Annotated in this window: 12 protein-coding genes; 7 read left to right on the plus strand and 5 right to left on the minus strand. The window is 53.9% G+C overall.

Annotated elements, in window-relative coordinates:
* Positions 1 to 181: 181 nt before the first annotated feature.
* The 4 genes from hydF to DXB00_RS06020 form a co-directional block, all read right to left on the minus strand.
* The gene (gene hydF / locus DXB00_RS06005; protein ID WP_118729864.1) at positions 182 to 1,399 is read right to left on the minus strand and encodes a [FeFe] hydrogenase H-cluster maturation GTPase HydF; all 1,218 of its coding nucleotides are present in this window, start codon (positions 1,397 to 1,399) and stop codon (positions 182 to 184) included.
* 12 nt (positions 1,400 to 1,411) lie between these two features.
* Positions 1,412 to 2,860 carry a [FeFe] hydrogenase H-cluster radical SAM maturase HydG gene (gene hydG / locus DXB00_RS06010; protein WP_118729863.1) on the minus strand — a complete coding sequence of 483 codons (1,449 nt, stop codon included), beginning with the start codon at positions 2,858 to 2,860 and terminating at the stop codon, positions 1,412 to 1,414.
* Positions 2,861 to 2,932: 72 nt separating this feature from the next.
* Positions 2,933 to 3,979, minus strand: coding sequence for a [FeFe] hydrogenase H-cluster radical SAM maturase HydE (hydE, locus tag DXB00_RS06015; protein ID WP_118729862.1), 1,047 nt, complete (start codon positions 3,977 to 3,979; stop codon positions 2,933 to 2,935).
* Entirely contained in the window at positions 3,972 to 4,229 is a 258-nt protein-coding gene (locus DXB00_RS06020) for a TM1266 family iron-only hydrogenase system putative regulator (RefSeq protein WP_110436788.1), read from the minus strand. Before DXB00_RS06020 ends, hydE begins: the two co-directional genes overlap by 8 nt.
* A gap of 425 nt (positions 4,230 to 4,654) precedes the next feature.
* Here DXB00_RS06020 and nrdD point away from each other — a divergent pair, with 425 nt between their 5' ends.
* The 3 genes from nrdD to DXB00_RS06035 are packed head-to-tail and all read left to right on the plus strand — an operon-like array spanning position 4,655 to position 7,807.
* On the plus strand, positions 4,655 to 6,775 hold the full coding sequence (gene nrdD / locus DXB00_RS06025; RefSeq protein ID WP_118729861.1) for an anaerobic ribonucleoside-triphosphate reductase: 2,121 nt from the start codon (positions 4,655 to 4,657) through the stop codon (positions 6,773 to 6,775).
* A gap of 5 nt (positions 6,776 to 6,780) precedes the next feature.
* The gene (gene nrdG / locus DXB00_RS06030) at positions 6,781 to 7,275 is read left to right on the plus strand and encodes an anaerobic ribonucleoside-triphosphate reductase activating protein (protein WP_118729860.1); all 495 of its coding nucleotides are present in this window, start codon (positions 6,781 to 6,783) and stop codon (positions 7,273 to 7,275) included.
* 16 nt (positions 7,276 to 7,291) lie between these two features.
* Entirely contained in the window at positions 7,292 to 7,807 is a 516-nt protein-coding gene (locus tag DXB00_RS06035; protein WP_118285774.1) for a deoxyuridine 5'-triphosphate nucleotidohydrolase, read from the plus strand.
* Between the two features lie 152 nt (positions 7,808 to 7,959).
* Here the strand turns inward: DXB00_RS06035 and DXB00_RS16295 are convergent, their stop codons facing one another.
* Positions 7,960 to 8,106 (minus strand): hypothetical protein, encoded by a 147-nt coding sequence (locus tag DXB00_RS16295; RefSeq protein WP_158557213.1) that lies wholly within the window; start codon positions 8,104 to 8,106, stop codon positions 7,960 to 7,962.
* 141 nt (positions 8,107 to 8,247) lie between these two features.
* Here DXB00_RS16295 and DXB00_RS06040 point away from each other — a divergent pair, with 141 nt between their 5' ends.
* From DXB00_RS06040 to DXB00_RS06055, 4 genes are all read left to right on the plus strand, one after another.
* The gene (locus DXB00_RS06040) at positions 8,248 to 9,723 is read left to right on the plus strand and encodes a DUF3794 domain-containing protein (protein ID WP_118667859.1); all 1,476 of its coding nucleotides are present in this window, start codon (positions 8,248 to 8,250) and stop codon (positions 9,721 to 9,723) included.
* A 14-nt stretch (positions 9,724 to 9,737) separates the two neighbouring features.
* Positions 9,738 to 11,213, plus strand: a complete 1,476-nt coding sequence (gene spoIVA / locus DXB00_RS06045) for a stage IV sporulation protein A (RefSeq protein ID WP_117750797.1) — start codon at positions 9,738 to 9,740, stop codon at positions 11,211 to 11,213.
* 130 nt (positions 11,214 to 11,343) lie between these two features.
* Positions 11,344 to 11,856 carry a hypothetical protein gene (locus DXB00_RS06050; RefSeq protein ID WP_110436782.1) on the plus strand — a complete coding sequence of 171 codons (513 nt, stop codon included), beginning with the start codon at positions 11,344 to 11,346 and terminating at the stop codon, positions 11,854 to 11,856.
* A 61-nt stretch (positions 11,857 to 11,917) separates the two neighbouring features.
* A complete protein-coding gene (locus DXB00_RS06055) occupies positions 11,918 to 13,837 on the plus strand; it encodes an HlyD family secretion protein (protein ID WP_119214623.1) in 1,920 nt (639 codons plus the stop codon).
* Positions 13,838 to 13,949: the final 112 nt, after the last annotated feature.

Genomic DNA, 13,949 nt, shown 5'->3' on the forward strand with positions numbered 1-13,949 from the left:
AGAAAAAGTGCAAAGAATACAGGGGCAAAAGGCTGAAGAAGGCTTCTTGTCCCTGCACTCATTTACACTGCACCGGTGTTGTTTCACACCTTAATCTAAAGCAAAAAGACGAGTAAACAAACCCCATTCGGAGAAACTTACTCGTCTTTTCTTGCGCGCTGTTTTCAGCGCGCCCCATGTTTTATCCGTTTGCGGTGCTGCTCCATGCCTGATGCAGATCAGGGAACAGAGCAAGCGCACGATCGAGAATGCCGTGCATATGAGCGATGGCAATGCCATAGTTGGTCATCGGCACATTCCGCTCGGCGCTGTGCCGCAGACGATACTGCATTTCCCGCTCGTTCAGCATGCAGCCGCCGCAGTGCACGACAAGTGCGTACTTGCTCACGTCCTCAGGAAACTCATTGCCCACGGTAAACGAGAACTGCACATCCTTGCCGGTAAATCTGCGAATCCAGTTCGGCAGTTTTTCCGTGCCAATATCGCCGCACTGGCGGTGATGCGTGCAGCCTTCGGAGATGAGCACAGTATCGCCATCCTGCAAAGAATTCAGCTGTGCAGCACCGAGAATCGCCTGCCGCAGATTGCCTTTGTATCGGGCAAACAGGATGGAGAACGAGGTCAGCTGGACATTTTTCGGCACCAGCTTGTCCACAATGCCGAACGCCTGTGAGTCCGTGATAACCAGCCGCGGCGGCTCACGCAGGGATTCCAGCGTGCGGGTCAGCTCGGTTTCGCGGGTGACAAGCGAAATTGCGCCTGCTTCCAGAATATCGCGGATGGTCTGCTGCTGCGGCAGGATCAGCCGGCCTTTCGGTGCGGCTGAGTCGATCGGCACGACCAGTACGACTGTGTCATTCGGCGCAAGCAGGTCAGCAACCAGACGTTTTTCCGGCTCGGTCGGCTTGACGGCTCGTGCGATCAGTTCCTTGAGTTCACGGATATTGCTGTCGGCTGCTGCGCTGACGTAAATCTCGTTTTCCGGCATGGCGGCAGGAACCGAAGTCAAATCCGCCTTGTTGTGCGCGATGACAAACGGAATCTCCCGCTTGCGGAACAGCTCGATAAGCTCCTGCTCGGCAGGCTGCAAACCGCGCGTGCTGTCCGTGACAAGAACCGCAATATCCGTCTTTTCCAGCACGCGGAGCGCCCGGCGGACACGTTCCTCACCGAGCGTGCCCTCATCATCAATGCCCGGCGTGTCGATGATAACCACCGGACCGATAGGGAGCAGTTCCATCGCCTTCTGCACCGGATCGGTGGTCGTGCCCTTGACATCGGAAACAATGGACAGTGTTTGTCCGGTCACGCGGTTTACCACGCTGGATTTGCCCGCATTGCGCAGGCCGAAAAAGCCGATGTGTACGCGCTCGCCGGAGGGCTGTGCGTTCAGTCCCATAGGAAACCCTCCTTAGAAGCGGAAATCACGGCGGTTGGAGCTGCAGATATCCTTGATATGCTCGGCTGCAATTTCGCGTACCTTATCGCGCGGGATTTTTTTAAGTTCCTCCTGAATCAGCTCCATGCCGACGCGCTTGGTGTCCTCGCTTGCGTAATCGACCAGATACTCCGCGAGTGTCATCAATGCGTTCGGGTGGCAGCAGTTGAGGATCTGGCCGTTCTTGCACAGGCTCATGAAACGGTCGCCGGTGCGCCCCTCACGGTAGCAGGCGGTGCAGAACGACGGAATAAACCCAAGCTGCATGAGCCAGTGAACAACCTCATCGAGCGAGCGCTGATCGGATACATCAAACTGCTCAGAGTCGTGCGGACGCTCCTCTTCCTCATAGCCACCGACCGAGGTACGGGAAGCACCGCTGATCTGCGAAATGCCCAGACCAAGTGCCTTCTCACGCACCTGCTGGCTCTCGCGGGTGGAGATGATCATGCCGGTGTACGGCACGGCAATGCGGATGCACGCGATAACCTTTGCGAACAGCTCGTCGCTCAGGCCGTTGTCGAATACGTTCGGATCGATATCGTCCGCGCGCTTGATACGCGGTACGCTGATAGTATGCGGGCCAACGCCGTGTACAGCCTCCAGATGCTCGGCGTGCATGAGCAGACCGGCGAACTCGTACTTGTACATTTCCAGACCGAACAGAACACCCAGACCAACGTCGTCGATACCGCCGTCCATCGCGCGATCCATTGCTTCGGTGTGGTAGTCGTAATCGTGCTTCGGACCTGCCGGATGCAGCTTGAGGTAGCTCTGCTTGTGGTAGGTCTCCTGGAACAGAATGTAAGTGCCGATGCCGGCGTCCTTCAGCTTGCGGTAATTCTCGACCGTTGTCGCCGCAATGTTGACGTTGACACGTCGAATCGCACCGTTTTTATGCTTGATGGAGTAAATGGTGTTGATGCACTCGAGAATGTACTCGATCGGGTTGTTGACCGGGTCCTCACCGGCCTCGATGGCAAGGCGCTTGTGACCCATATCCTGCAGTGCGATAACCTCGCGGGCAACCTCTTCCTGCGTCAGCTTTTTGCGAGTGATATGGCGGTTTTTTGCGTGATACGGACAGTAAACACAGCCGTTCACGCAGTAATTCGACAGATACAGCGGTGCAAACATAACAATACGGTTGCCGTAGAACGCCAGCTTGATCTCCTCGGCCAGCTGATACATCTCCTCGATCTTCTCGGGGATATCACAGGCCAGCAGCACGGAGGCTTCGCGATGCGTCAGACCGGCACAGTGTACGCCGGTAGCTGTTTTCTGCGGACGGGCCTTTTCCAGAATGCTGTCGATCAGCTCGATGTTGTGCTTGTTCTCCTCGGCGTATTTCAGCGTTTCAAGGATTTCCTCATGGTTGATAAACTCCTCTGCATGGAGTGATTTCGGGTTGTACTGAGCCATTTTTTTGTTTTCCTTTCTTATCTTGCGGTCAGAGGATTACTCTTTCCGTCAGAGTCCCTTAAAATGTATCACTTATCGGATAATATCTCCGCGTGCGGTAACAATCCGGCAGCCGACCGACGCCACACGGCGCGACAGGCAGCCGATGCACTGTGCAGCCTCCTCACCGGTACATAGTTTGCCGTCGTACAGTGCATATTTTTTTCGCACCCCAAGCGGAGACAGATTGGGCATCACTACGTTTGCACCAGCCTGCAGTCCGCGCTCGCGGCCGTCCGGCCGGATGGTGCCGAGCGCCGTTGTAGCGGGCAGCAGCAAATTCGGTTGGATCAGCCGCAGCAGTGACAGCAGATACACTGTCTGCTCACACGTTCCGGCCGGAAAATCGCGGAACGGTGTGTCCTTCTGCGGAATAAACGGGCCGATACCGCACATCTCCGGCCGAAATTTTTCGATGAACTTTAAGTCCTCAGCGAGTGTTCGTGCCGTCTGATACGGCGAGCCGACCATAAAGCCGCAGCCGGTCTGGTAGCCGATGTCTTTCAAATCACGAAGGCAGCGCATACGGTTGTCAAACGACATCTGCGCCGGATGCAGCTTTTCATAATGTGCCTGATCGGCGGTTTCGTGACGGAGCAGATAACGGTCCGCGCCAGCATCGAACATCGCCTGATAGGCTTCACGAGGGAACTCTCCGAGCGACAGCGTTACTGCACAGTCCGGAAACTCGGCTTTGATCTGTCGTACCAGATGGCAAACCACATCGGCCGAGAATGCGCTGTCCTCGCCGCCCTGCATAACAAAGGTGCGGAAACCGAGTGCGTAGCCTTCCCGGGCACAGTCCAGTATCTGCGCCTCGGTCAGTCGGTAGCGGTCACACGCAGGATTGGAACGCCGGATACCGCAGTAATAGCAGTCGTTGCGGCAGATATTGCCGATTTCGATCAGTCCTCGAATGTACACATTCGTACCGTATACCTGTTTTCGTAAGGCAACCGCTTTCTCTGCGGCATAGGCTGCCAGTTCATCGCTCTGGTTTTCGATTAGATATTCGTATTCCTCTATTGACAGGCTGTGCTGCGCTTCCAGCCGGTCAATGAGCTGCTTCTCCTTATTCATCGCTCTGCACATTGGAGTACGCGGTCTTGACGCTGATGCCGTCCAGATTGCCGATTTTGCCGGACAAAGCTGAAATCACATCCTGCGGCGCATCAATGGCGATGGACACAATGTTGATATTGCGCGCTCGATAGGGAATACCCATGCGCCCGATGATATAGCTGCCGTACTCATGCAGCAGGGTATTGAGCCGTTCCACAGAATCCGTGTTCTCTACCACGATTCCCATGACGGCAACTCTTGTTTGCATAAAAACACCTCGGAATAAAAATAACTGCGTCCTCTGAAAGACGCAGTCCGATACAGATATAAACGGCGCTTCCGTGCAAGAAACGCTGCAATACGATATGGACGGCTCCTTTCATGCAGAATCTGCGGACGCAGAGGCTTACTGTCAGGATCGCTACATCTATTATAGAGGATAGTCGGCAGACCCGCAAGCAAAACCGACGATTTTGTGCAAAGAATTATTTTCGCAAAAATATGTATGATATTTTTGTCGAATTTTATCCTTCCAAATCTATATCTTGTATGGTACAATGCAATAGCGGCACATGATATATGGGTATGCACTTTTACGCTTTGCCTGTAAACAGCAGTGCTTTTTTGTTCGCTTTTTATCGGACAATATGATATAATGATGAACGTATGAAATTTAGAGAGGAAGAACAACACATGGTTCGAGTTGTCAAAAAGGATCACACCAAAGAACCGTTTAACATCCAGAAGGTTGTTATCGCCGTCAATAAGTCGGCAAACCGTGTCCTCTACAACTTTACAGAGGATGAGTTGAAGTCGATCTGCAATCATGTCGAGGGTTATATCCGTGACCATCACATGACCGAGATTCAGATCTGGCAAATGCACAACATCGTTGAGTCTGCACTTGAGTCGGTGCAGCCGGAGGTTGCCAAAAGCTACCGCGACTACCGCAACTATAAGCAGGATTTTGTCGGCATGCTGGACAGCGTATACCAGAAAAGCCAGTCTATCATGTATATCGGCGATAAGGAAAATTCCAACACGGATTCCGCGCTGGTCTCCACTAAGCGCAGCCTGATCTTCAATCAGCTCAACAAGGAGCTGTACCAGAAGTTCTTTATGAACACCGAGGAACTGCAGGCCTGTCGGGACGGCTACATTTACGTCCACGATATGTCGGCACGCCGCGATACCATGAACTGCTGCCTGTTTGATGTAGCGAGTGTCCTCAAGGACGGCTTTGAGATGGGCAATCTGTGGTACAACGAGCCGAAAACACTTAATGTTGCATTTGACGTGATCGGTGATATCGTGCTTTCCGCTGCAAGCCAGCAGTACGGCGGCTTTACCGTGCCGTCGGTCGATCTGCTGCTCGAGCCCTATGCCGAGCGCAGCTACAAAATGCTGACCGAGAAGTATACTCGTCTGGGACTGGATGCTGATACGGTCGAGAAGGAAGTTATGGCGGACATTCTCAACGACTTTGAGCAGGGCTTCCAGGGCTGGGAGTACAAGTTCAACACGGTAGCATCCAGCCGCGGCGACTATCCGTTCATCACCATGACAATGGGAACCGGCACCGGTCGTTTTGCCAAGCTGGCCTCCATTACCATGCTGAATGTACGCCGCAAGGGACAGGGCAAAAAAGGCCAGAAAAAGCCGGTCCTGTTCCCGAAGATCGTATTCCTGTACGATGAGAACTTGCACGGTCCCGGCAAACTGCTTGAGGATGTATTTGAAGCCGGTATCCTGTGCTCGTCCCGTGCGATGTATCCGGACTGGCTGTCGCTGACCGGTGAAGGCTATGTGCCGAGCATGTATAAAAAGTACGGCGCGATCATCAGTCCGATGGGCTGCCGCGCGTTCCTGTCTCCGTGGTACGAGCGCGGAGGCATGAAGCCCGCTGATGAGAGCGACAAGCCGGTATTTGTCGGCCGCTGGAACATTGGCGCGGTATCGCTGCACCTGCCGATGATCTACGCTAAGGCACAGCAGGAGAGCCGTCCGTTCTGCGAGGTGCTGGACTACTATCTGGAGCTTATCCGCAAGCTGCACATCCGCACCTATGCATACCTGGGGGAGATGCGTGCATCCACCAATCCGTTGGCGTACTGCGAGGGCGGCTTCTACGGCGGACATCTCAAGCCGTCGGACAAGATCAAGCCGATTATGAAAACCGCTACTGCGTCGTTCGGCATTACTGCACTCAACGAGCTGCAGGAACTGTACAACGGTAAATCGCTTGCCGAGGACGGTCAGTTTGCCCTCGAAACACTGCAGTATATCAACGATAAGGTCGAGCAGTTCAAGAACGAGGACGGCAATCTGTATGCTATCTACGGTACACCGGCAGAGAGTCTGTGCGGTTTGCAGGTCGAGCAGTTCCGCAAGAAATACGGCATCATCGAGGGCGTTTCCGATCGTCCGTATGTCTCCAACAGCTTCCACTGCCATGTTACCGAGGACCTGACACCGATTCAGAAGCAGGATCTTGAGGGTCGTTTCTGGAATCTGTGCAACGGCGGTAAGATTCAGTACGTCAAGTATCCGATTGACTACAACCATGAGGCGATTCGCTCTCTGGTGCGCCGCGCCATGGCAAAGGGCTTCTATGAGGGTGTCAATCTTTCACTCGCGTACTGCGATGACTGCGGTCATGAGGAACTGTCTATGGATGTCTGCCCGAAGTGCGGCAGCCGCAACCTTACCAAAATCGAGAGAATGAACGGCTATCTTTCCTACTCTCGCGTTAAGGGCGATACGCGCCTGAACGATGCCAAGATGGCCGAAATTGCTGAAAGAAAGAGTATGTAACACGAATGCAGTATCACAATATAACCAAGGACGATATGCTCAACGGCGACGGCCTGCGTGTTGTGCTGTGGGTGGCCGGCTGCGGACACGCCTGTCCCGGCTGTCACAACCCCATCACATGGGATGCGGAAGGCGGTCTGCTGTTTGATCAGGCAGCAAAGAATGAGCTGTTCACCGAGCTCGGCAAGGACTATATCTCCGGCATCACGTTTTCCGGCGGCGATCCGCTTTTCCCCGGCAACCGTGAGGAGGTCAGCGAGCTGTGCCGCGAGATTCGGCAGAAGTTTCCGGACAAGACCATCTGGCTGTACACCGGCTATCGCTGGGAGGAAATCAAGTGGCTGCCGTTTCTCGATCAGATTGACGTGCTGATCGACGGTCGTTTTGTACAGGCGCAGGCCGATCCGCAGCTTCACTGGCGCGGCAGTGCCAACCAGCGCGTGATCGATGTTCCGCGCACGCTTGCGGCTAACAATATCGTCCTGCATGACGATAAGTAAAAAGGAGTTCTGAATTATGCAACAGATCGCACAGTTTTTCAAGGTATCCGAGGAACAGTTTGTCCGTGACTGGTGCGCGGCTACCCGCCGCAGCGCGGATGAGGCCAAGAAGGTCTATCAGAACATCCGGCTGCCGCGCCGCGCGACCAAAGGCTCTGCCGGCTATGATTTTTTTGCGCCGGAAAGCTTTACGCTTGTTCCGCATGAGACCATCCTTATTCCGACCGGTATCCGCGTTATGATCGAGGACGGCTGGGTGCTGAGCCTGTACCCGCGTTCCGGTCTGGGCTTCCGTCACCGTCTGCAGCTTGACAATACGGTCGGCATTATCGACAGCGACTACTTTGAGGCTAAAAATGAAGGACACATTCTCATTAAGATGACCAGCGACGATCATAAGGGCAAAACCCTTTCGGTTGCCGCAGGCGACGGCTTTGCACAAGGTATTTTCCTGCCGTTCGGTATCACCGTGGACGATGAGGCTGACGGTGAACGCACCGGCGGCTTCGGTAGCACGACTGAAAAGAAGTAACGATTTTATAAACAGCCAAAAGCGCATTCACAGAGATTTATCTGCGAATGCGCTTTTTCTTATGCCCTGTTTACATGAAACAGGCAGCACAGGATCCCGCGTAAGCACTTGGGACTTTTCCATACAACAACCTTCATATGCCTTACCCTCCTTCAGCACTGCAGCAGGAACAGCCCTGCCGCGATCACTGCCAGTGCAATCAGCCACACCGGCAGACAGGATGGGAGCAGACTGCCTAGCAGCAAGCCTGTTCCAAACATAAATACGGCAAGACCGATCGCCTGACCACGGCAGAACATAGCGCATCACGCTCCTGTTACCAGTATAAGCAGCTCGGATAGAAAATGTGACAGCAACGCGAAACCGATCTGCTCATATTTTACGCAAGCGCTTCATATGGTAATGCAGGAGCAGCGGTGAAACCAAAGGAGGCAGCATCAATGGAACTGAATCAAACAAGCATCTGCTACTACGAAAAGAAATTAGCGCATATCTCTGCGGCGACAGAGAGTGCGGATTCGATTGTGCCGGACACGTTTCCGGATATCGGACGAATCGTGTGCGCGTATGGTACGGCGGTCATCAAGGACCAGACTCCACAGAATGACCGCCTGCTGGTATCCGGCACCGTGCAGACGACCGTACTGTACGAACCGGAAAACGGTGGTAAGCTGCGTCGGCTCTCCGTGCCGGTCACGTTTGCGCATATTGAGGAATGTGAGGGTTTAACGGCAGAATCCATCTGCAGCACCGTGTGCCGCATTGCTGCAGTAGATGCCGAAGCTATGAACAGCCGCAAGGTGAGCGTCAGCGTTCAGCTTTGCTTTTTAACCGAAGGCTACTGCAAAGCTGAGTGCGACGTGACGGAATCGGTCGAACTGGACGGCATAGAATGCCTGAGCCATTTGCAGAGCATAACGCTGCTGGAGCAGGTACGCAGTTATCCGGTGACAATACTGGACGACGTACAGCTTGCGGATGCAGCGGAGCTGTCCCTTCTGCACACCGACTGCACGATGCAGGTATCCGAGTGCCGCGCCATGCATGGCAGAATCATCATGAAAGGTGAAGCTGTGCTGCACTGCCTTGCCATGCAGGAGGATGATGCTGTGCGCGTACTGAACAGCAGCACGCCGTTCACGCAGATTCTCGAGCTGCCGGAAGCAGAAGAAGACGCCCTGACTGCAGTCCGGATGACCGTATCTGAGGCAGACTGCCGATTGGAATCCGATGGCATGTTGTCCTGCACCATCAGCGCGCAGGCAATAGTACTGCTGCGGCAGGAGCGCAGGCTGCGCTGCATCGAGGATATGTATCTGCCCGGCAAGGAGCTTGCTGCGCAGGCAGAGCATCTTGTATTGCAGAATATGCCATCCGCGCAGCCGTTTACCTCCGAAGGCAGTGAGACTTTGCAGACCGCACAGCATGTATCTCATGTGATTGCCGCGCAGGCGGTCTGCTGCGGCGCAAAGCGTGTATCGGAGAGCGAGCTGCAAATCAAAGCTGGTGTTCGCGTGCTGTATTTGAGTGATGAACAGCAGCTTTGCGCGGTACAGCGTATTGTACCGCTGACCATGCCGTACAGCGAAGCCGGAGAGCCGGAAGAGCTTACGCTTTCGGCACGCGCCACAGCGGCAGGTGAGCGAGGATTGCTTTTGACTATCACCGCAAACGGTGCTGCTGCAACACAGGAGCGTGTGACATTCTGCCATATCTCTGCGTTGGAGATCAAGCCAAAGGAGAGCAGTCATAACGGCGTAACACTGGTTCTCAAGCAGATCAACGGCGAAGAACGGCTGTGGGACATTGCCAAAAACTGCGGTACGACCGAGCAGGCCATCCGCTGTGCAAATGACTTGCCGGCAGAGGCAGAGTGTGTGCAGAATGCCATGCTGCTGATTCCGATTCAGGACTGAAAGGCGGGAAGAGAATGGAAAACCAGATTTACGATCAAATCAGCAGCCGTACCGGCGGTGATATTTATATTGGTGTTGTCGGTCCGGTTCGTACGGGAAAATCCACATTTATCAAGCGGTTTATGGAGACTATGGTGCTGCCCGATATGGAGAATCCCTACAAGCGGGAGCGCGCACGGGATGAATTGCCGCAGTCCGGCACCGGACGGACAATTATGACTGCCGAACCGAAATTTGTGCCGGAAGAAGCGGCGGAGATCGCTCTGCCGGAAGGCGGCGCATGCCGGGTACGGCTGGTGGACTGCGTAGGCTATCTGGTAGAGGGCGCACTCGGCGGCATGGAGGGAGATACACCGCGCATGGTATCTACACCGTGGCAGGAGGAACCCATGACACTGGCCGAAGCGGCAGAGATCGGCACACACAAGGTTATCGGCGAGCACTCTACCATCGGACTGGTGGTGACGACCGACGGCAGCTTTACCGAGCTGCCGCGTGAAGCCTATATACCGGCAGAAAAACGCGTAATTGAGGAACTGCAGTCACTCGGCAAGCCGTTTCTCGTACTGGTAAACTCGTCAGAACCGAACGGCGAAGCGGCACAGCGTGTATGCGACGAGCTGCAGTCGCAGTACGGGATTGCACCGATTGCGGTGAACTGTCTTGAACTGGATGAGAGCGGCATTGCGGATATTCTGCAGCAGGTTCTGTATGAATTTCCGGTCTGCGAGATTGGTTTTGTCCTTCCGCGTTATATCGGTACTCTGCCGCTGCATCATCCGGTGCAGAACAGCATTTACCAGTGCATTCGCACAGCCGCCGCCGACGGAGAGAAAATGCGTGATGTACAGAAGCTATGCCGTACCCTCGAAGAGAACGAATACGTCGAGCGGGCGAGCGTGGACAATATGGCGCTCGGCAGCGGCTCGGCGGTCGTGCATGTGGACGTACCGGAAACCGTATTCTACGGCATTGTCGGCGAGCAGACCGGCATTCAGGTGCGGGATGACGCAGATTTGATTCGTGTGCTTGAGGATTTCGCTGCAGTGAAACAGCAGTATGAACGGCTGCATGGTGCGCTCGATCAGGTATATCAGACCGGTTACGGCATTGTGATGCCGTCGGTGGAGGAGCTTTCGCTCGAGGAACCGGAAATCGTTCGGCAGGGAGGGCGGTATGGTGTGCGTCTGCGGGCTTCTGCACCATCCATCCATATGATGCGGGCCAACATCAAAGCCGAGGTCAATCCGATCGTCGGCACGGAAAAGCAGTCGGAAGAACTGGTACACTATCTGCTCAGCGAGTTTGAGGAACAGCCGGAGAAGATTTGGGAAACCAATATTTTCGGAAAGTCGCTCAATGAACTCGTGCGTGAGGAACTGTCGCACAAATTGAGCCGTATGCCGGATGATGCCCGTAGTAAAATCCGTGAAACACTGGAAAAGATCATCAATGAAAGCGCAGGAGGACTCATTTGCATCATCCTGTGAAATCGGGCGTGCCTGCCAAAAACAGGCACGCTTTTTTAACAGAATTGTAAAGACTGTCCGCTTGTAAAGGTCGATTTGCTGTGCTAAAATGTATAGTGTATAGAAATGCGCATTTGAAGGAGACTTTTACTTGACCAAACAAGTGTTTATCATAAACGGCAGCGGCGGTGTCGGCAAGGATACCGTATGCAGTGCTGCCGCGCAAAGCTGGAAGGTGCAGAACATTTCGTCCATCACACCCATTTTGCAGGTAGCCAAAGCCGCAGGATGGGACGGCACCAAAACACCGGCGGCACGTCGTTTTCTTTCGCAGCTGAAGGCAGACTGCACGGAATTCAACGACCTTCCGTTCCGCTACTGCACAGAACAGCTGCAGATATTTGCTGAAAATGATGCGGAACTGTTGTTCGTCCATATCCGGGAACCGGAGGAGATCGAGCGGTTTCGTCAGACAGCAGGCGTAAACTGCAAGACCATTCTCGTGCGTCGACCGACACTTGAGCAGGCACGCGGACAGCTGGGCAACCGCTCAGACGACGGCGTTGCAGCGTACGCCTATGATGCGGAATTCCTCAACGACGGTTCGCTGGAGGAACTGCCCGCAAAAGTACACGACTTTTTACAGGCTCTGATCAAGAGATAACTTCCAAGATCAGGCACGGCTCTGTTTCACAGGAACAGCGCATAGAAAGGAACATCAAAATATGAGCCAGAACAAGAAGAAGTTCTTCGGCAAACGCAAGAATGAACAGGAGCTTGAGCAGACACAGACGCTTCCGCCGATGCCAGAAAACAACTCTGACAAGACCGTTCAGACGGAGGAAAATACTGCACCGGAAGAAGCATCCGAAAAAGCTGATGTTGACGAAAAAAACGAGAAGGCAGAGCAGTCTACTGAATCCTTTTGCAAAAGATTTAATCAAAGTAAATGCGTCCGCGTTATCATTGCAGCCGGATTGATTATTCTGCTGGTCGGCGGTTCGGTATTTGCTGTCATTCGCTCGCGCAATACCGGCACGGAGGACACACTTCCGACGACTGCAGTCGTTACCTATGGCGATATTGGCACTTATATCGAGGGCAGCGGTGAAACGGCTGCGCGCAATACGGAAGAACTTGGCTTGGGAATTGAGGGCAAAATCTCTCAGGTGCTGGTTTCCGAGGGAGATGAGGTGCATGCCGGTGATCCGCTGGTCGTTGTCGATCCAACCGGAATCCGCGAACAGCTGACAGCGGCACAGGCAGAATTCACTGCCGCGCAGAGTGAGCTGACCAACGCACAGGCAGCGATTACGCAGGCACAGAGCCGCATTGCCTCGGCACAAAGCCAGTACACCCACGGCAGCGCTACGGCACCGTTCAGCGGCAAGTTTATCGCATCAAGCACATTTGCAGTAGGGCAGAAGGTAAGTGCAGGACAGACCATCGGCCGTATGGTCAACGACAGCCAGATGCAGCTTGCTGTACAGTTTAGTTCGGAATATGCCAAAGATATCAAGGCCGGTCAGACGGCTACGATCTCTACCTCTGTCGGACAGGTTTCCGCTGTGGTTTCGTCGATTGATTCCGCTTCCGGCAAAGGTACTTTCCTTGTTGTATTGACCGTACAGAATTCTTCCGGTGCACTGGCGCAGGGAACGAGTGCTACCGCAACGATCAACAGCGACAGTGCCGGCACGATTTTCTCTTCCGGGTCGGGCACGCTGGACTACATCAAGGAGCAGGTTATCACGGCACCGATCGGCGGTGAAATCACGGCCTATAACGGCTCGAACCACACATACAGCAGCGGTGCAGTCATTATGTCGATCTCCAATGTTACAGCGCCGGATACTTCGGACGCGCGAAGCAGCCTCACGGCTGCACAGAGTACGGCTGCAGCCGCACAGGCCAAGGTGAGTGAGATTCAGACGCGCATTCTCAAGCTGCAGCAGGAGATTCTGGATGCCACGATGACGGCTTCGATCGACGGCGTTGTCACCTCACTGAACGCGGAAGAAGGGGAGGAGACCGATGGTACCGAGCCTCTGGTTGTTGTTTCCGACCTAAGCGATACCGTTGTTACGGCCGAGCTGATGACAGATGAAGTGCAGTCTGTAGAGCCTGGTCAGACGGTGACAATGAACATGTACACAATGGATGGTTCCGAGCTGCCGCTCACCGGTGTGGTTGACTCGGTTTCGCCGGAGCCGAGTCAGAACACGGGCAGTCAGGGCAGTCTGACGACTTTTAAGGCAATTATCACGGTTGATTCTATCGAAGGTCAGGCGATTTCCAGCGGCATGATGGTCGATTACAAAATTGCAGTTGCCGAATCGGACAGCTGCCTGATGGTACCGACTTCCGCTATCGTTCACACGGCGGATGGCAGTACGGGTGTATTCACCAAAACGCTCATTGACAAGGACGGCAACGAAATTCCATTCGATGATACACTGCCGATTCCAGACGGCATGGAAGCACCCGAAGGCTATCAGCTGGTAGCGGTGGAAACCGGCGTTTCAGATGCGAACAATACCGAAATTTTCTGGGGCGTCGATGAAGGTGCAACGGTTTATCTGAATGCCACACCAAATACATCAAACGCGGTAACTGATGAGGAAAATACAGCATATAACAGCTGATAAGCAGTATAAAGCACGGCTTTTGTTTTAGAACAGAAACCGTGCTTTTCTTTATCTCTTGCAAACTGGCATTATAAAATAATTGCAATCTGAGTATTTCAACATATTCAGA

Source organism: Butyricicoccus sp. OF10-2 (assembly GCF_003481925.1).
GTDB lineage: Bacteria > Bacillota > Clostridia > Oscillospirales > Butyricicoccaceae > Agathobaculum > Agathobaculum butyriciproducens.